At 67.1% G+C, this 17,981-nt stretch carries 17 protein-coding genes and 2 tRNA genes; 12 read left to right on the forward strand and 7 right to left on the reverse strand.

Annotated elements, in window-relative coordinates; all coding sequences use genetic code 11:
- Positions 1–1,103 (reverse strand): type I glutamate--ammonia ligase (glnA, locus tag Q8Q88_RS17045; RefSeq protein WP_305676381.1); only part of this gene is annotated, 1,103 nt, incomplete at its 3' end.
- Positions 1,104–1,140: 37 nt separating this feature from the next.
- Entirely contained in the window at positions 1,141–1,479 is a 339-nt protein-coding gene (locus Q8Q88_RS17050) for a P-II family nitrogen regulator (RefSeq protein WP_254837058.1), read from the reverse strand.
- A gap of 235 nt (positions 1,480–1,714) precedes the next feature.
- On the opposite strand from Q8Q88_RS17050, the gene Q8Q88_RS17055 reads away from it, so the two are divergent.
- From Q8Q88_RS17055 to Q8Q88_RS17070, 4 genes are all read left to right on the forward strand, one after another.
- Positions 1,715–3,253 carry an acetyl-CoA acetyltransferase gene (locus tag Q8Q88_RS17055; RefSeq protein ID WP_305676382.1) on the forward strand — a complete coding sequence of 513 codons (1,539 nt, stop codon included), beginning with the start codon at positions 1,715–1,717 and terminating at the stop codon, positions 3,251–3,253.
- A gap of 4 nt (positions 3,254–3,257) precedes the next feature.
- The gene (locus tag Q8Q88_RS17060; protein WP_305676383.1) at positions 3,258–3,827 is read left to right on the forward strand and encodes a histidine phosphatase family protein; all 570 of its coding nucleotides are present in this window, start codon (positions 3,258–3,260) and stop codon (positions 3,825–3,827) included.
- Between the two features lie 21 nt (positions 3,828–3,848).
- Complete coding sequence (locus Q8Q88_RS17065; RefSeq protein ID WP_305676384.1) at positions 3,849–5,294, forward strand: NAD(P)H-hydrate dehydratase; 1,446 nt, start codon at positions 3,849–3,851, stop codon at positions 5,292–5,294.
- A 267-nt stretch (positions 5,295–5,561) separates the two neighbouring features.
- Positions 5,562–6,179 (forward strand): LysE family translocator, encoded by a 618-nt coding sequence (locus Q8Q88_RS17070; RefSeq protein WP_305676385.1) that lies wholly within the window; start codon positions 5,562–5,564, stop codon positions 6,177–6,179.
- Between the two features lie 24 nt (positions 6,180–6,203).
- Here the strand turns inward: Q8Q88_RS17070 and Q8Q88_RS17075 are convergent.
- Positions 6,204–6,288 (reverse strand) — tRNA-Leu (locus tag Q8Q88_RS17075).
- A gap of 219 nt (positions 6,289–6,507) precedes the next feature.
- On the opposite strand from Q8Q88_RS17075, the gene tig reads away from it, so the two are divergent.
- The 3 genes from tig to Q8Q88_RS17090 all read left to right on the forward strand — a co-directional run bounded on the left by tig (position 6,508) and on the right by Q8Q88_RS17090 (position 9,180).
- Positions 6,508–7,866 (forward strand): trigger factor, encoded by a 1,359-nt coding sequence (gene tig, locus Q8Q88_RS17080; protein WP_305676412.1) that lies wholly within the window; start codon positions 6,508–6,510, stop codon positions 7,864–7,866.
- A gap of 164 nt (positions 7,867–8,030) precedes the next feature.
- Positions 8,031–8,645: an ATP-dependent Clp protease proteolytic subunit gene (locus Q8Q88_RS17085; RefSeq protein ID WP_305676386.1), complete on the forward strand. Its 615-nt coding sequence runs from the start codon at positions 8,031–8,033 to the stop codon at positions 8,643–8,645.
- Positions 8,646–8,652: 7 nt separating this feature from the next.
- Positions 8,653–9,180 carry a hypothetical protein gene (locus Q8Q88_RS17090; RefSeq protein WP_305676387.1) on the forward strand — a complete coding sequence of 176 codons (528 nt, stop codon included), beginning with the start codon at positions 8,653–8,655 and terminating at the stop codon, positions 9,178–9,180.
- Between the two features lie 9 nt (positions 9,181–9,189).
- Here the strand turns inward: Q8Q88_RS17090 and Q8Q88_RS17095 are convergent, their stop codons facing one another.
- The 3 genes from Q8Q88_RS17095 to Q8Q88_RS17105 are packed head-to-tail and all read right to left on the reverse strand — an operon-like array spanning position 9,190 to position 10,512.
- The gene (locus Q8Q88_RS17095; protein ID WP_305676388.1) at positions 9,190–9,450 is read right to left on the reverse strand and encodes a hypothetical protein; all 261 of its coding nucleotides are present in this window, start codon (positions 9,448–9,450) and stop codon (positions 9,190–9,192) included.
- A 1-nt stretch (position 9,451) separates the two neighbouring features.
- Positions 9,452–9,850 (reverse strand): nucleoside triphosphate pyrophosphohydrolase, encoded by a 399-nt coding sequence (locus Q8Q88_RS17100; protein ID WP_305676389.1) that lies wholly within the window; start codon positions 9,848–9,850, stop codon positions 9,452–9,454.
- Entirely contained in the window at positions 9,847–10,512 is a 666-nt protein-coding gene (locus Q8Q88_RS17105) for an HAD-IB family hydrolase (RefSeq protein WP_305676390.1), read from the reverse strand. Before Q8Q88_RS17105 ends, Q8Q88_RS17100 begins: the two co-directional genes overlap by 4 nt.
- Positions 10,513–10,838: 326 nt before the next feature.
- Between Q8Q88_RS17105 and clpX the strand changes: the two genes are divergently transcribed.
- From clpX to Q8Q88_RS17125, 4 genes are all read left to right on the forward strand, one after another.
- On the forward strand, positions 10,839–12,101 hold the full coding sequence (clpX, locus tag Q8Q88_RS17110) for an ATP-dependent Clp protease ATP-binding subunit ClpX (protein WP_305676391.1): 1,263 nt from the start codon (positions 10,839–10,841) through the stop codon (positions 12,099–12,101).
- A 141-nt stretch (positions 12,102–12,242) separates the two neighbouring features.
- Positions 12,243–13,607: a DHA2 family efflux MFS transporter permease subunit gene (locus Q8Q88_RS17115; RefSeq protein ID WP_305676392.1), complete on the forward strand. Its 1,365-nt coding sequence runs from the start codon at positions 12,243–12,245 to the stop codon at positions 13,605–13,607.
- A gap of 240 nt (positions 13,608–13,847) precedes the next feature.
- Positions 13,848–16,298, forward strand: a complete 2,451-nt coding sequence (gene lon, locus Q8Q88_RS17120) for an endopeptidase La (RefSeq protein ID WP_305676393.1) — start codon at positions 13,848–13,850, stop codon at positions 16,296–16,298.
- 128 nt (positions 16,299–16,426) lie between these two features.
- Complete coding sequence (locus tag Q8Q88_RS17125) at positions 16,427–16,729, forward strand: HU family DNA-binding protein (protein WP_305676394.1); 303 nt, start codon at positions 16,427–16,429, stop codon at positions 16,727–16,729.
- A gap of 81 nt (positions 16,730–16,810) precedes the next feature.
- Here Q8Q88_RS17125 and Q8Q88_RS17130 read toward each other — a convergent pair.
- A tRNA-Val gene (locus Q8Q88_RS17130) sits at positions 16,811–16,887 on the reverse strand.
- Positions 16,888–16,963: 76 nt separating this feature from the next.
- Here Q8Q88_RS17130 and Q8Q88_RS17135 point away from each other — a divergent pair.
- The gene (locus tag Q8Q88_RS17135; RefSeq protein ID WP_305676395.1) at positions 16,964–17,878 is read left to right on the forward strand and encodes an aldo/keto reductase; all 915 of its coding nucleotides are present in this window, start codon (positions 16,964–16,966) and stop codon (positions 17,876–17,878) included.
- Positions 17,879–17,981: the final 103 nt, after the last annotated feature.

Raw genomic sequence — 17,981 nt, forward strand, 5'->3', positions numbered from 1 at the left:
GGGTTGCCCATCGGGTCCGGGAAGCGGGCTTCCAGGCGCTTGCCCTTGGGGCTGTCCACGTGCGGGATGCGGATCGAGGCCGAGCGGTTGCGGGCCGAATAGGCCAGCTTCACCGGGGCTTCGTAGCCGGGCACCAGGCGCTTGTAGGAGTTGGTGGTCGAGTTCGAGAAGGCGTTGATCGCCTTGGCGTGCTTGATGATCCCGCCGATGTACCACAGGCACATCTGGGAGAGGCCGGCGTACTTGTCGCCCGCGAACAGCGGCTTGCCGTCGCCCCAGATCGACTGGTGGACGTGCATGCCCGACCCGTTGTCGGCGAACATCGGCTTGGCCATGAAGGTCGCCGTCTTGCCGTAGGCCGCGGCCACGTTGTGGATCACGTACTTGTAAAGCTGCAGGCGGTCGGCCATGACGATCATGGTGTCGAACTTCAGGCCGAGCTCGTGCTGGGCCGGCGCCACCTCGTGGTGGTGTTTTTCCGGCTTCATGCCCAGCTCGCCCATGACCGCCAGCATCTCGCCGCGCAGGTCCTGCGCCGAGTCGACCGGGTTCACCGGGAAGTAGCCGCCCTTCGGGCCGGGCCGGTGGCCCATATTGCCTTCCGGATAGCTCTTGCCGGTGTTCACCGGCAGCTCGCTGGCGTCATACGAGTAGCCGGTGTTGTGCGGGTCGGTGGACCACTTCACGTCGTCGAAGATGAAGAACTCGGCTTCCGGGCCGAAGAACACCGTGTCGCCGATGCCCGAGGCCTTCACGAAGTTCAGCGCCGCCTTGGCGATGGAGCGCGGGTCACGGTCGTAGGGGGTGCCGGTGTCCGGGTTCACCACGTCGCAGAACAGGCAGAGCGTGGTCTGCTGGTAGAAGGGGTCGATGATGGCGGTCGACAGGTCCGGCCGCAGCTTCATGTCGCTTTCGTTGATCGCCTTCCAGCCGGCGATCGACGAACCGTCGAACATGGTGCCGTCGGTCAGGAAGTCCTCGTCGACCAGGTCGATGTCGAAGGTCACGTGCTGCATCTTCCCGCGGATGTCGGTGAAGCGCACGTCGACGTATTTCACGTCCTTCTCTTTGATCTGGTCCAGAATGTCCTTGGCGGTCGCCATTGCAGTATCCCCTTGAAGTAAGTCTCGATGATTTCGTCTAGACGGCCGCGGCGCCGGTCTCCCCGGTGCGGATCCGCAGCACGTCAGTGATTTCCGACACAAAGATCTTGCCGTCGCCGATGCGGCCAGTGCGGGCTGCGCCCACGATCGCCTCCAGGGCCGGATCCAGTTGGTCGTCGGCGACGACCACTTCGATTTTAATCTTCGGCAGGAAGTCGACCACGTATTCGGCGCCGCGATAGAGCTCGGTGTGACCCTTCTGGCGGCCGTAGCCCTTGGCCTCGAGGACGGTCATGCCCTGCACGCCGAGTTCCTGAAGGGCTTCCTTCACCTCGTCCAGCTTGAACGGCTTGATGATGGCTTCGATCTTCTTCATGGCTCGACTTCACTCTCACACACACCGCCCCGGGGGCGGCCGGGGTTACGAGCATGCTCCTATGGCCGCCGACAAGGGCAAGCCCGGCTTGCCTGACGCTACGGCGGTTATGCCAAGATCATTGCCTGAAAAATAGGCGACCGGCGCCCACAATTCGACCACGACCCAAATCGCCTTGTGAGCGGGTCCTGGGCGCCTAGGATCGCGACCAACCAAGCCCGGGAGGGGCTCGAAAATGGACGACAGGACGCCGGTTCTCATCGGAGCAGGTCAATTCACCTATCGGGGCGAACCGGGCGAGTCGCCGTCTCCGACCGCTTTGCTGAAGATTGCGGCGGAACGCGCTGCCCAGGATGCGGAACTGACGCTCGAGGCCTTGGGGGGAATCGACACCCTGGCCGTGGTGGGCTTCACCATCGACGCCCCGGGCGGCGCGCGCCTAGTCCCGCACTCGACCAATCCGCCGGCGACCCTGGCCAAGCGGCTGGGCGCGACGCCGCGTCACGTGACCTATTCCCATATGGGCGGCAACAGCCCCCAGCAGATGATCAATATCGTCGCCGAGCGGATCGCCAAGGGGCAGACCGAGTTCGCCCTGGTGGTCGGCTGCGAGTTCCTGGGCTCGGCCACCAAGCGGCTGCAGCGCGGCCTGGGCTTCGACGACTGGGACGACGTCGAGGACGACCTGCCGGCCCCGGACCGGGTCGGCGATCCGCGCAACGGCGTCACGCCCTATGAGGCCAAGCACGGCCTGGCGCGGCCCATCAACTGCTACCCGCTGTTCGAGAACGCCCTGCGCGCCCGCGACGGTCGCTCGATCCCCGACCACCAGAAGCGGTTGGGCGAACTGTTCGCGCCCTTCACACGGGTGGCGGCGAAGAACCCTGAGGCCTGGTTCCCGGTGGAGCGCTCGGCGGAGGAACTCATCACCGTCACCGACCGCAACCGGATGGTCGGCTTTCCCTATCCGAAATACCTCAACGCCATCATGGAGGTGGACCAGTCGGCCGGAGTGATCGTCACCAGCCTGGCCAAGGCCCGCCAGTTGGGCGTGGCCGAGGATCGCCTCGTCTACCTGCACGGGTGCGCCGACGCCTGCGATCTCTGGTATCCCACCGACCGGCAGGACTTCCATTCCAGTCCGGCCATGCGCCTGACCGGCAAGCGGGCGCTGGAGATGGCCGGGATCGGCCTCGACGACATCGGCCACATCGACCTCTATTCCTGCTTCCCGGTGGCGGTGGAGATCGGCGCCGAAGAGTTGGGCCTGGCGCTCGACGATCCCCGCGGCCTGACGGTCACCGGCGGCCTGCCGTATATGGGCGGTCCGGGGAACAACTACGCCATGCACTCCATCGCCGTGATGATGCAGCGGCTGCGGGACGATCCGGGCGCCTACGGCCTGGTCACCGCCAATGGCTGGTACCTGACCAAGCAGTCGACGGGCGTCTATTCGACCCGACCGCTCAAGGGCGCCTTCGAGCGCCAGGATCCCAAGGTGATCCAGGACCAGATCGACGCCCTGCCGCACCCGGCTGTCATCGAACGACCGCAAGGCGCGGCTACGATCGAGACCTTCACCGTCGTCCACGGCCGCGAGGGCTATATGATGGGCATCGTGGTCGGCCGGGATTCCGAGGGCCGCCGCTTCGTCGCCAACACCCCGACCGACGCGGCGACGCTGTCCGGTCTGGAGGCGACCGAGGCGGTCGGGCGCAAGGGGACCGTCGGCCGCTCCGAGGACGACTCCCGTAACATTTTCATTCCGGATTGATTTGATGTCGCGACTTTATCTAATCCGCCACGGCAAGCCCGCCTCCACCTGGGGCGAGGCCGACGAAGACCCGGGGCTGGACGAAGCGGGGAGGGCGCAGGCGGAAACCGCTCGCGACTTTCTCCTGTCCCTACCGCCGGCCGACCGGCCCAAGCGGGTGGTGTCCTCGCCACTGCGCCGCTGCCGGGAGACGGCGCACCCCACCGCAGAGGCGCTCGGCGTCGAGGTGGAGATCGATCCTTCGGTGGGCGAGATTCCGACCCCCAAGGCGCTGTCGGCGGCCGAGCGGCCGGCCTGGCTGCGCGGCGTGTTCCAGGGCAGGTGGAAGGACGTCCAGGGCGATCTCGACTACGACGCCTGGCGCCGCGAGATCGTCGCCTCCCTGCATGCGCGGGGGGATACGGCGGTATTCTCGCACTATGTCGCGATCAATGCGGTCATGTCGCAGCTCGAGGACGACGAGCGCGTCCTGGTCTTTCGGCCCGACCACGCCTCGATCTCCACCCTGGAAACCGACGGGTCGAGCTTGACCCTGGTGGCCAAGGGGCGCGAAGCCTCCACCGGGGTTCTCTAACAGTCTTCCGGGAGATCGGTGTTGGCGGCGCGCAAGATCCATACGGTGGCCGAGATCGCCGCCGCCGACCGCGCGGCCATCGCGGCTGGAACGCCGGGCCAGGAGCTGATGGAGCGGGCGGGCGCGGCGGTCGCTGACGCCATCGTCGAACGCTTTTCCCTGCGGCCGGTCGCCGTCCTCTGCGGGCCGGGTAACAACGGCGGCGACGGCTATGTGATCGCGCGCCTGCTGAAGGAGCGCGGTTGGCCGGTGGAGCTGCGCGCCCTGGCCCCGCCCGAAACCTCCGACGCCAAGGCCGCGGCGGCGCGGTGGGAGGGCCCCACCGTGCCATTCGACGCGCCGCTCGGGGCCCGGCTGTTCGTCGACGCCCTGTTCGGCGCCGGCCTGTCGCGTCCGATGAACGGCGATGCGGCGGCCATGGCCTCGCGCCTGGCCGATCGGCCCGACAGCGTCGTGGCCGTCGATATCCCCAGCGGGGTGCCGGGCGATACGGGCCAACCGCGAGGGGCGGCGGTCTGCGCCGGCCTGACCGTGACCTTCCACGCCAAGAAGCTCGCCCATGTTCTGGAGCCCGGCCACAGCCTGTGCGGTGAAGTGATCGTCGCCGACATTGGACTGGCCGAGATGGCCGGCGATCTGGTCGAGAACGGCCCGGAGCTCTGGCTGCCGGCGTTTCCCTGGCCGGGACCGGGCTCGCACAAGCACGCTCGCGGGCGGCTGGTGGTGGTCTCCGGCGAGGCCTGGAGCACGGGTGCGGCGCGACTGGCGGCGCGCGCCGGCCTGCGGATCGGGGCGGGGCTGGTGACCCTGCTGTCGCCGTCCGAGGCCGTGGCGGTCAACGCCGCGCATCTGGAAGCGGTGATGCTGCGCCCCTTCGACACCGAGGCCGAGCTGGAGCAACTGGCCGCCGATGTGGACGCCGCGATCATCGGACCGGCCGCGGGGGTCAGCGAAGCCACCCTGATGAACGTTCTGGCCCTGGCGCGCACCGGCGCGGCCCTGATCCTCGACGCCGACGCCATCACCGTCTTCCGCGACGATCCCGAGGAACTGTTCTCGGTGCTGGATGTGGACGATGTGCTCACCCCCCATCCCGGGGAGTTCGAGCGCCTGTTCCCGGGCCTGTTGCGGGACGCTCCCGAGCGGATCACGGCCGCCCGGCGCGCTGCGGCGCGGGCCGACGCCATCGTCCTGCTGAAGGGACCCGACACTGTAATCGCCGCCCCCGACGGCCGGGTGGCGGTGAACACCAACGGCTCGCCGTGGCTGGCCACCGCCGGGTCGGGGGACGTACTGGCTGGGCTGATCGGCGGGCTGATCGCCCAGGGCATGGGCAGCTTCGAAGCCGCCTGCGCGGGCGCCTGGATCCACGCCGAGGCCGCCGACACCCATGGACCGGGCCTGATCGCCGAGGACCTTCCGGGCCTGACCCCCGCGGTGCTGCGCAGGCTGTACGACGCCCGCTGAGCTTGTCTCCTCGGGATATGGCCAAGCTCGGCGGCCCGTGATACCTCCCGCGGCGACATGATCTCGAACCTCCAACGCGCAGCAGCCCTCGAGGCTATGGGCCGTCCGGTAATCGCCGGACGGATCGCCATGCGTGTGCGGGAGGGCGCCGAGGTCTAAGGGTTCGTTTTCGGACCTGACGATTTCCCAAACCCCTTCCGGCGACGGAAGGGGTTTCGATTCCAGCTCCTCTTCCGCGACGCCGGCCCCTTGGCAAGGAGCCTCCCCATGACGTCCCTGACCCCAGAATTGATCGCGGCGTTGGCGCTGTTCGCGTTCGTCTCCTCGATCACACCTGGCCCCAACAACACGATGCTGATGGCCTCGGGCGCCAATTTCGGGTTCCGCGCCACGCGACCGCACGCCCTGGGCGTCTCGCTGGGATTTTTCGTCCTGGTGGTGTCGGTGGGCCTCGGACTCGGCGGCCTGTTCGCGGCCTATCCGGTGCTGCACGACATCCTGGCGGTGGCCGGCGGCGGCTATCTGCTATGGCTGGCCTGGAAGATCGCCACCTCCAAGGGCATGGGGATGGGGAAGGCGGGCGCCGCGCCGCAGACCTTCTTGCAGGCCGCCGCGTTTCAATGGGTCAATCCCAAGGCCTGGGCCATGGCGCTGGGGGCGGTGACCGCCTACGCGCCGCGCGAGCACTACGTGGTCAATATCCTGATCGTCTCGGCGGTCTTCACGGCCATCAACCTGCCTTGCGTCAGCGTCTGGACCGGATTCGGCGTGGGGCTGCGGCGCTTCCTCGACCGGCCGGCCGTGCTGCGCGCCTTCAACCTCACGATGGCCCTGCTGCTGGTGGCCTCGCTGATCCCGCTCGCCCTGGAGCTGATCGGAGCCTAGGCCCGGAGCCTGAGATTGAGGAGATGGTGCGGGCGAGAGGACTCGAACCTCCACGCCTTGCGGCGCTGGAACCTAAATCCAGTGCGTCTACCAATTCCGCCACACCCGCGTTCCAGGCGCCGGATAAGCATTTGCCGGCCGGAATGGCAAGGCGGACCGGCCGTTGGCCGGTCGGCGCTCCGCCCGTCTTTGGACTTGGAGGCGCAGGGCTCCCATGACATAAGAGCGCCCGCTCGCCGCCGCTTGTTCGGCGGCGATTGTCCTTTCATCTCAGGGCGGATCTGACGGCGCGCGCGACGCGCCTCACTCCGGAAGTTCAAGAATGTCGATGCAGATCGTTGAAAAGTCCGGCGAAGGCCTGAGCAAGGTTTTTGGCGTGACCGTGCCCGTGGCGGACCTCAATGAGCGCCTGGAGGCGCGGATCACCGAGATCACACCCACGCTCAACATCAAGGGCTTCCGCCCGGGCAAGGTGCCGGCCGCCCACGTGCGCCGCCTGCACGGCAAGGCCCTGATGGCCGAGGTGGTCCAACAGGCCATCAACGAGTCCAGCCAGAAGGTGCTGACCGACAATAACCTGCGTCCCGCGGGCGAGCCGGACCTGAAGCCGGAAGGCGACTTCGAGAAGGTCATCGAGGGCTCGGCCGACCTGGCCTATGAGCTGGCCATCGAGGTGATGCCGGAGTTCGAGCCCACCGACCTCACCAAGATCTCCCTGAAGCGTCCGGTCTATGAGCCGACTGAGAAGGAAGTGGACGAGGCCGTCGACGAGCTGGCCAAGCAGAACCGCACCTATGAGCCGCGCACCGGCAAGTCGGTGAAGGCCAAGAAGGACGACCAGGTCGTCATCGACTTCATCGGCCGCATCGACGGCGTGGCCTTCGAGGGCGGCACGGGTTCGGACACCGACCTGGTGCTGGGATCGGGCAGCTTCATCCCCGGCTTCGAGGACCAGCTGATCGGCTCCAAGGCCGGCGACGTGGTCACCGTGAAGGTGCCGTTCCCGGCCGACTACCAGGCCGCCCAACTGGCCGGCAAGGACGCCGAGTTCGAGACCACCGTGAAGGAGGTCAAGGCTCCAGTCGACGCCAAGGCCGATGACGCCATGGCCGAGCGCCTAGGCGTCGAGAGCCTGGAAAAGCTCAAGGAATTGCTGAAGACCAACCTCGAGAGCCAGTACGCCGGCGCCTCGCGCTTCAAGCTGAAGCGCGCCCTGCTGGACATCCTGGACGAGAAGCACGACTTCCCGCTGCCGCCGAAGATGGTCGAGGCCGAGTTCGCCTCCATCTGGCAACAGGTGCAGCAGGATAAGGAACGTGGCGGCCTGCCGCCCGAAGACGCCGAGAAGACCGACGACCAGCTGCAGGGCGAGTACCGCAAGATCGCCGAGCGCCGGGTCCGCCTCGGACTGGTCCTGGCCGAGATCGGCCGGACCAACAATGTCCAGGTGACCAACGAAGAAATGCAAAACGCCGCCGTCCAGGAGGCCCGCCGCTACGGGGCCCAGGCGCAGCAGATTTTCGACATGTTCATGAAGGACCAGAACTTCCAGGCCCAGCTCCGCGCCCCGATCTTCGAGGACAAGGTCGTCGACCTGATCGTCGGCCAGGCCAAGGTGAAGGACCAGAAGGTCTCGAAGGAGGAGCTGCTGAAGGAAGACGACATGCCCGAGGGGTATGGCGCCTAACACCGCCTCAGCCGGCTTTCCGCCCGATCAAATCCCTCCCCGGACCGGGGAGGGATTTTCTTTAGGACTATTGGTCACCTTGCAACGGCCCCTCCGCCACGCGATATCGGAGGGGAACGCGGCCCTGCCCGCAGAGTCGCATCATTCGAGAGAGGCTTCCTTTTATGCGTGACCCGCAAATCACCGCGCTGAATCTCGTTCCGATGGTGGTGGAGCAGACCAGCCGCGGCGAGCGCGCTTTCGACATCTTTTCCCGCCTCCTGAAGGAGCGGGTGATCTTCCTGAACGGTCCGGTCGAGGACGGCATGTCGGCGCTGATCTGCGCCCAGCTCCTGTACCTCGAGGCTGAGAACCCGAAGAAGGAGATCCAGATGTACATCAACTCCCCCGGGGGCGTGGTGACGTCTGGCCTCGCGATCTACGACACCATGCAATACATCAAGTCGCCGGTGGTGACCCTGTGCATGGGCATGGCCGCCTCGATGGGTTCGTTCCTGCTGATGGCCGGCGCCAAGGATCACCGGATCAGCCTGCCCAACGCCCGGATCATGGTGCACCAGCCCTCCGGCGGCTATTCCGGCAAGGCCTCGGATATCGAGCGCCACGCCGAGGACATCATCAAGACCAAGCGCCGGCTGAACGAAATCTACGCCAAGCACACCGGCCGGACCTTTGAGGAGGTCGAGGAGAAGCTCGATCGCGACACCTTCATGACCGCCGAGGAGGCCAAGGAGTGGGGCCTCGTCGACCACGTCTACGAGACCCGCGCCGACGACTGATCCGGCCATGGCCCGGCACATCCTCGTGGTGGGCGGAACGGGCATGCTGTCCGAACTCGTGAAGGCGCTCGCCGGCGACGGCGGGCGTCTTTCGCTTTTGTCCCGGCGGGCCTCGGTGGTGGCCGGCGCGGACGGCTTCGACTGCGACTACTACGATGAGGCGGCCTTCACCGGCGCGCTGGAGGCCGCGGTCGCCCGGTCAGGACCCGTGGACCTCGCCGTGACCTGGTTCCACACCCTGAAGATCCCAGCGTCGCGCCTCCTGGCCGAGCGGGTCCAGGGCAGGCTCTTCCAGGTCCTGGGCAGCGCCGCGGTCGATCCCGCCCATCCGGGGCGGCTGCAGGCCGCGGCGCGAGTCGCCGACGGCCTGCCGCATTGCGCGGTCCGCCAGGTGGTCCTGGGCTTCAAGGTGGAGGCCCGGGGCTCACGTTGGCTGACCAATTCTGAGATCTCGCAGGGTGTGCTGGAGGCGGTGCGCGCCGACCGGACGTCCAGCACCATCGGTCAGACCGAGCCGTGGTCGGCGCGGCCCTGAAGCGGGTCTCTAGCTCGCGAGCTCGGCCACGACCATGGCCACCAGGCGTTCGCGGCCAGGTTCGGCGGTGACGTCGATGCGCTCGAAATCGCCCGCCGCCACGGTCCGCACATCGGCGAACAGGCCGGCCGGATCCTCGTGGAAATGCAGGAAGGCCTTGGACTTGCGGTAGAAGACACCGCGCGACTTCTCGGTAAGGCCGGGCAGGGCGCGCAGCCTCACGATCAGGGGTTCCAGGGCGTCCAGGGCTGTCTGGCCCGCATGCCGCATGTCAGTCCTCGCGTGGATATTGCGACGGTCGGGCCAGATAATAGTCGGCGGCGGGCAGGCCTGTCTCGGCTTCTACGGCGGCGTTATAGACCCGGTCGTCGAATCCGCCCCGTTCGGCGCGTTTGGCCAGGCGCCGGGTCTCGATCTCGTCCAGGGTCAGGCTGTGGGCCGCGGCCAGGGCCAGGATCACCTCGCTGAGGTCGGCCAATTCGTCGGTGAGATCGCGCGCGTCGGTGGCGCCCCGGGCCTCATGGGCTTCCTCGACCAACTTGTCCTTGAGCGCCGCCACATAGGCCGCGTCGTCCAGCCGCCGGTCGAAAACCATCAAGCCCTGCTCGCGCATGATCTGCGGCAGCTTGTCGCGGATCAGCTTTTCGACGCGGAAGCGAAGGCGGCTCATGGCTTCTCCGTGAAGACCCGGTAGCCGACCTCGGTGGCGATCTTGAGCATCTCCCGATCGCCGCTGGTGTCGCCATAGGCGGCTTCGAGATGGATGTCGTCGCCGAAGGTCTCGCGCAGGCGCCGGACCTTCTCCGGACCCCGGCAATTGGCGGTCGAGAACCCGCCCGTGGCGCGGCCCTCGGCGTCGAACGCCAGCTCGGTGCCGATCAGCAGATCGGCGCCCAGGCCGCGGGCGAAGGGGGCCACCACGATGTCGGGCGAGGCGGTGACGATCACCAGCTTGGCGCGGCGCGGGCGCCAGCGCCGCCAGGTGGCTACGGCGTCGGGCCGCAGCAGGCGAGGGGCCATGATCTCGGCGAACGCCCGGGCGTCGGCCTCGATCGCCTCGCGGCTTGCCCCGGCAAGGAATTCGCGCACGGCGGCGGCCTTGATCTTGCCGCGGTTGCGATGTCCCAAATAGGCCAGGGCCGCGGGCGCGAGTCGAACCATCCCCAGCTGATATCGGCGCTTCCCGGCCCGCCATTTTAGGAACGCCGTGAAGCTGTCGCGAGTGGTCAGAGTGCCGTCGAAGTCGAACGCCACGACGCCGGCGTCCTCGATCTGCTCGTCCAAGGATTGGTTCGACGAGGCGCCGATGCTCCTAAGGTTTCGTCTCGCCATCTCGCCCCCAAAGCGCCGCCGGTTAGTTCAGCCTGTCGCGAAGCGTCGCACCGGCCCTGGGGGGAGGTCTTGCGCGGCGTCCGTGACGGTTCTCTTGTACCGATGCGGGACATTCCCATCTACGGATTCGGAACGCCCCGCCATCGGGCGCCCCGCCGCCAAATGTCGCTCCAGCCCCTGGAAGGCTTGTGATCGTTGCTCGGATCGGGGAATGTCAAGGATTAGACAACCCCCGGCGCGTATCCTGCAATGATGGCGTCAGGAACGCCTTCGGGGCGGACGTCGACAGCGACCCGTCGGTGTCGTCGAGAGAGTGAGAAACGACCATGACCAAGGCCGCGAGCGGGGACTCCAAGAGCACGCTGTATTGCTCTTTCTGCGGCAAGAGCCAGCATGAGGTCCGCAAGCTTATCGCGGGCCCGACCGTGTTCATCTGTGATGAATGCGTCGAGCTGTGCATGGATATCATCCGCGAAGAACACAAGATTTCCTTTGTGAAGTCGAAGGACGGCGTCCCGACGCCCAAGGAAATCCGCGAAGTCCTCGATGATTACGTGATCGGGCAAGACCACGCCAAGAAGGTGCTCGCGGTCGCGGTCCACAATCACTACAAGCGCCTGAACCACGCGTCGAAGAACAACGACGTTGAACTGGGTAAGGCCAACATCCTGCTGATCGGTCCGACCGGCACCGGCAAGACCCTGCTGGCCCAAACGCTCGCCCGAATCATCGACGTGCCCTTCACCGTGGCCGACGCCACGACGCTCACCGAAGCCGGCTATGTCGGCGAGGACGTCGAGAACATCATCCTCAAGCTGCTCCAATCGGCCGACTACAATGTCGAGCGGGCGCAGCGTGGCATCGTCTATATCGACGAGGTCGATAAGATCAGCCGCAAGTCGGACAATCCCTCGATCACCCGCGACGTGTCGGGCGAGGGCGTGCAGCAGGCCCTGCTGAAGATCATGGAGGGCACAGTCGCCTCGGTGCCGCCGCAGGGCGGGCGCAAGCATCCCCAGCAGGAATTCCTACAGGTCGACACCACCAACATCCTGTTCATCTGCGGCGGCGCCTTCGCCGGCCTCGAGAAGATCATCTCGGCGCGCGGCCAGGGCACCTCGATCGGCTTCGGCGCCAAGGTCTCGGATCCGGACGATCGCCGCACCGGCCAGATCTTCCGTCAGGTGGAGCCGGACGACCTGCTGCGCTTCGGCCTGATCCCGGAGTTCGTCGGCCGTCTGCCGGTCATCGCCACCCTGGACGACCTGGACGAGCCGGCCCTGGTGAAGATCCTCACCGAGCCGAAGAACGCTTTCGTCAAGCAGTACCAGCGCCTGTTCGACATGGAGAATGTCGGCCTGACCTTCACCGACGACGCGCTCAACGCGGTGGCCCGCAAGGCCATCATTCGCAAGACCGGCGCGCGCGGCCTGCGCTCGATCCTGGAAGGCATCTTGCTCGATACGATGTACGAGCTGCCGACCTATGACGGCGTCGAGGAAGTGGTCGTCAACGCCGAGGTCGTCGAGGGCCGCGCCCAGCCGCTGGTGATCTACGCCGAGCGCCGCGACAAGGGCGGCGCGGCCTAGGGCCGACGCGAACCAATGTGGACAAAGGGCCTCGCGGACACGCTCCGCGAGGCCTTTTTCTTGTGTGGCTAGCCGATGAGTCTTCTCGCCCCGCCCTGTGATCGCGGTGTGGTCGCAGCAACGGCGCACCATGAGCGTGCTGTGCGCGGCGCCCTGGTCCTGGCCGGGACGGTCTTGGGGTCCAGCCTGGCCTTTATCGACGGCTCGGCGGTCAACCTGACCCTGCCCGTGATCCAGCGTGAGTTCGGCGGGACCGCGGCCTCGGCCCAGTGGATCATGAACGCCTACATGCTGCTCCTCAGCGCCCTGGTGCTGGCCGGCGGCGCGGCGGCCGACCGTTACGGGCGGCGCAGGGTCTTCGTGACCGGGGTGGTGATCTTTTCCACCGCCTCGGCGCTCTGCGGCCTGGCGCCGAGCCTCCCGTTGCTGATCGCCGCTCGAGCGCTACAGGGCGCGGGCGCGGCCCTGCTGGTTCCCGCCAGCCTGGCCATCCTGGGCGCCTCCTTCGACAAGGCCGCCCGCGCCCGCGCGGTCGGGATTTGGGCCGGCGCCAGCGGGCTGACGAGCGCGATCGGCCCGGTGCTGGGCGGCTGGCTGACCGACACGGTCGGTTGGCGGGCCGTGTTCCTGATCAACCTGCCGCTGGCGGCCCTGGCTGTCGGCTTCATCCTGGCCGGCGCCCGGGAAAGCCGCGCCCCGTCGGCCGGTCCGATCGACTGGGCCGGCGCGGCCAGCGTCACCCTGGGCCTCGGCGCCATCACCTGGGCCCTGACCGAGGCGCCCGCACGCGGTGTCGGCTCGCCGGCGGTCCTGGGCGGGCTGATCCTCGGAGGCCTCGCGCTCGTGGGATTCGTGATGGTGGAGCAGAGGGTGCAAGGCCCGATGGTTCCCCTGAAGCTATTCGGCTCGGCCACCTTCTCCGGCGCCAACGGCTTAACCTTGCTGCTGTATGCGGCCTTCGGCGGGGCGCTGTTCCTGCTGCCGTTCCAACTGATCCGGGTCCATGGCTATCCCGCGGCGAGCGCCGGGGCCGCCCTGCTGCCCCTGTCGGTCGGGCTGGCGTTGCTCTCGCCCTTGGCCGGGGCCATGACGGCGAAGGTCGGGGTGCGCGCCATGCTGACGCTCGGGCCACTTGTCGTCGCGGTGGGCTTCGCGACCCTGGCCTGGCGGGCGGGGGACGGCGCCTATTGGACCGGAGTCTTCCCGGGCCTGACCCTGCTGGCCATCGGCATGGGCGTTGCGGTCGCCCCGTTGACCGACGCGGTGCTTGGCGCCGTACCTGGCGCCTATGAGGGGGCGGCCTCGGGGGTCAACAACGCCACGGCGCGGGTCGGCGGGCTGCTGGCGGTGGCCCTGGCCGGCTTCGTGCTCACCGCGGGCGAGGGCGATGAGACCGCCACGGCCATGGACCAGGCCTATCGCATCGCCATGGTCGCCGCGGCCCTCACCTCGGCGGTCGCGGGGCTGATCGGCCTGGCGACGATCCGCACGCCCAAGGCGAATTAATCCGCGACGCCTGGTCGCAGGCGAGGTCAGGCGACTGAGTCTCCCTGATCACACTTCGTAGACACTTGGGGTCGCACCCTTCCTGCTGCGCTTGAATGCGCGCGCGAAGCGTCCACATAAAAGCGCTGCAAAGCCGCCCTGCGTGGCGGACGGGCCGTCCGACTCAGACGCATCGTCTGATGTGACCGCGGTCCGGGAGCCGAGCCCGTAACCAAACCGGCCGGCAGGAGTTGAAAGTACATGTCCGAGATCAAGACCCTTCCGATTCTACCGCTGCGGGACATAGTCGTGTTTCCGCATCAACCGGTGCCGCTCTTCGTGGGCCGGGAGAAGTCCGTACGCGCGCTTGAAGAGGCGATGCGGGGTGAAGGCAAGCAGATCCTCCTGGCGACTCAGAAGGACAAGGACGACGACGATCCGTCGCCCGAGGCCATCTATGACGTCGGCGTGGTCGCCACGGTCCTGCAGCTGCTGAAGCTTCCCGACGGCACCGTGAAGGTGCTGGTGGAAGGCAAGGCGCGGGCCGCCGTGTCGCGCTTCACCGACCAGGCCGACTATTACGAAGCCGAGATCGCCTTCATCTCCGAGGACGGCGGAGCTTCGGCCGAGGCCGAGGCGCTGTCGCGCGCGGTCGTCGAGCAGTTCGAGAACTACGTCAAACTGAACAAGAAGGTCCCGCCGGAGGCGCTCGCCTCCATGCCACAGGTCGACGCACCCGGCGAACTCGCCGACCGCATCGCCAGCCACCTCTCGGTGAAGATCGCCGAGAAGCAGGGCCTGCTGGAGATCTTCAATGTCGTGAAGCGCCTGGAGAAGGTCTACGCCCTGATGGAGGGCGAGATCAGCGTCATGCAGACGGAAAAGAAGATCCGTAACCGCGTGAAGCGCCAGATGGAGAAGACCCAGCGCGAGTACTATCTGAACGAACAGATGAAGGCGATCCAGCGCGAGCTGGGCGAGCAGGACGACCAGCGTGACGAGCTGCTCGAGCTGGAAAAGCGCATCAAGCGCACCAAGCTCTCCAAGGAGGCCCGCACCAAGGCCGACGGCGAGCTGAAGAAGCTGCGCAACATGAGCCCGATGTCGGCCGAATCCACGGTCGTGCGGAACTATCTCGATTGGCTGCTGTCCATTCCGTGGGGCAAGGCCAAGACCAAGCAGATCGACCTGGATGTGGCCGAGGCGGTTCTGGACCGCGACCACTACGGGCTGGAGAAGGTCAAGGAGCGGATCCTGGAGTACCTGGCCGTCCAGGCCCGGACCGGTTCGCTGAAGGGCCCGATCCTCTGCCTCGTCGGCCCGCCCGGCGTCGGCAAGACCTCGCTTGGCAAGTCGCTGGCCGAGGCCACCAACCGCGAGTTCGTCCGGGTCTCCCTGGGCGGGGTGCGCGACGAGGCCGAAATCCGCGGTCACCGCCGGACCTATATCGGCTCCATGCCTGGCAAGATCATCCAGTCGATGAAGAAGGCCAAGTCGACCAACGCCTTCTTCCTGCTCGACGAGATCGACAAGATGGGCAGCGACTACCGGGGCGACCCGGCGTCGGCCCTGCTCGAGGTGCTGGACCCGTCGCAGAACTCCACCTTCGCCGACCACTATCTGGAGGTGGACTACGACCTGTCGCCGGTGATGTTCGTCACCACGGCCAATAGCCTCAACATGCCCCAGCCGCTGCTGGACCGCATGGAGATCATCCGCATCCCCGGTTACACCGAGGACGAGAAGGTGGAGATCGCCAAGCGCCACGTCCTGCCGAAGCTGACCAAGGACCATGGGCTGAAGCCGGAGGAGTTCATTGTCCCCGACCAGGCCATCCATGACCTGATCCGCTACTACACCCGGGAAGCCGGCGTGCGGTCGCTGGAGCGGGAGCTGGGCAACCTGGCCCGCAAGGCCGTCCGCGATCTGTCGCGCGCGGCGGCGAAGGCGGCCTTGGACGTCACAAACGGCACGGTCGACGCCGAGAAGCAGGTCATCTCGATCACCATCGACGACGAGCTGCTGGCCAAGTACGCGGGCGTCCGCAAGTACACCCACGGCGAGACCGACGAAGAGGACCAGGTCGGGATCATCACGGGCCTGGCCTACACCGACTTCGGCGGGGACATCCTGACCATCGAGGCGGTCAAGATGCCGGGCAAGGGCCGCATGTCCATCACGGGCAACCTGAAGGACGTGATGAAGGAATCGATCTCCGCGGCGAACTCCTATGTGCGTTCGCGGGCGACCCATTTCGGCATCGAGCCCCCGCTGTTCGAGAAGACCGACGTGCACATCCACGTGCCGGACGGCGCAACCCCCAAGGACGGCCCCTCGGCCGGCGCGGCTATGGCCACCGCCATCGTCTCGGTCCTGACCGGGATCCCGATCCGCAGCGACATCGCCATGACCGGCGAGGTCACCCTGCGCGGCCGGGTCACCGCCATCGGCGGCCTGAAGGAGAAGCTGCTCGCGGCGCTCCGCTCGGGGGTCAAGACCGTGCTGATCCCACAGCAGAACCTCAAGGACCTGGCCGATATCCCGGACAACGTGAAGTCCGCCATGGAGATTATCCCGGTCTCGACCGTCGACGAGGTGCTTTCGCACGCCCTGACTCGGGCGCCGATTCCCATCGAATGGAACCCCGCCGACCAACCGCCGGTATCGGTTGCCGTCGAGGAGGGGGATGTTGAGTCGGTTATCACCCACTGATTGACGAAAAACCGTAAAAAACTAGGCGGCGCCGGGGATTCCGGCGCCGCCTTCGTTTGACGCGCGTAACGAGACCGCCATAATCGCGCAACGCGAAGCAGCCTCGCGAGTCCGCGAGAGGTTCGCGGTTGAGACAACGGGCTGGGAGAGACAGGAAAATGACTAAGGCCGAACTCGTCACGGCGATCGCCGACAAGGCGGGCCTCAATAAGGCGCAAGCGAAAGACGCGCTGGAAGCGTTCATCGAGAGCGTCACGGCGTCGCTCAAGGGCGGGCAGGAAGTCCGGCTCGTCGGGTTCGGCAGTTTCGTGCCGGTGAACCGCGCGGCGGGCACCGCGCGTAACCCGCGCACCGGTGAAACGGTGAACCGTCCGGCGTCGAAGACGGCGCGCTTCCGCGTCGGTGAAGGCCTGAAGAGCTCGCTGAACTAAGGCGAGCCGTGGGCTAAAGCGTCTAAGGGCGGTCGCCGTACCCGGCGACCGCCCTTTTCCTTTGGGCGCCGCCCCGATGGTTGGTGGGCGGCGAGGGGTTCGAACCCCCGACCCCCTGGGTGTAAACCAGGTGCTCTGACCAGCTGAGCTAGCCGCCCGTCGGCCTCCTTAGGCCAGCCTTCGGCGAGATCATCAAGGCCCCTAAGGACACTGCCTGGAGAACATCGGCGACCCATGCGCTACCGACCGCTCGGACAGACCGGATTCACTGTTTCGGAGATCGGCCTCGGCTGCGCCAGTTGGTGGGGTAAGCGGGCCTTCGACGAGGGCGAGGCGATTCGACTGGTGCATGCGGCGCTCGCCGGCGGCGTCACCCTGTTCGACACGGGGGCGGCCTATTCGGACGGGAACGCCGAACCGCGACTCGGCCGGGCGCTGAAGGGCAGGGCGACCGACGCCCTGGTGATCGCCACCAAGGCCGGCACCCGCCACGACGGCCGCAGGGTGGTCCGCGACTTCGACCCGGCCGCCGTCGAGGCCAGCGTCGAGATCAGCCTGAGGAACCTCGGGCTCGAGGCCCTGCCGCTGCTGCAGCTGCATGGGCCAGCTCTGAGCGAGCTGACCGATGGGTTCCTCGACAGGATGTCGGGCCTCAAGCGTCGTGGCCTGATCCGCGCCCTGGGGGTCAACAGCTTCGATCCGCAGGTGATCGCCCACGCCGCCGACCGGGCGGAGATCGACGTGGTGATGGTCGACTACAATATCCTACGTCCCGAACGCGCGCCGCTGATCGCCCAGGCCACGGCGCAGGGGAAGGGCGTCTTGGCCGGCATGGCGCTCGCCATGGGCCACGCCGGCGGCCAGGTCCTGAAGCTGCGTCGGCCGCGCGACGTCTGGTACGCCCTGCGCGCCTTGAAGAACCATCGGGCCGACGTCGCAAAGGGCGCCCGGTTCGGATTCCTGGCGGACATCCCCGGTATGACCGGGGCCCAGGCCGCCCTGGCCTATGTGCTCGCCGATCCCAATGTCAGCAGCGCGGTCGTCGGCACGACCCGCCTGGCGCACCTGGAGGGGAACCTGGCCGCTTCGGGCATGACGCTTCCCGGCGAGGCGATGGCGCGTATCGTGCGGGCGCAGAACCGAACTTAGTTTGGATTCAACGGGCGTTGTTCCGACGCGCGGATTGGCGTTTCATCTTCCCATAAGACGCCGGCGACGGCCTGACGGTCGCGGACCTGGCGTCGATCATGGG

Source organism: Phenylobacterium sp., assembly GCF_030697925.1.
Taxonomy (GTDB): Bacteria; Pseudomonadota; Alphaproteobacteria; order Caulobacterales; family Caulobacteraceae; genus Phenylobacterium.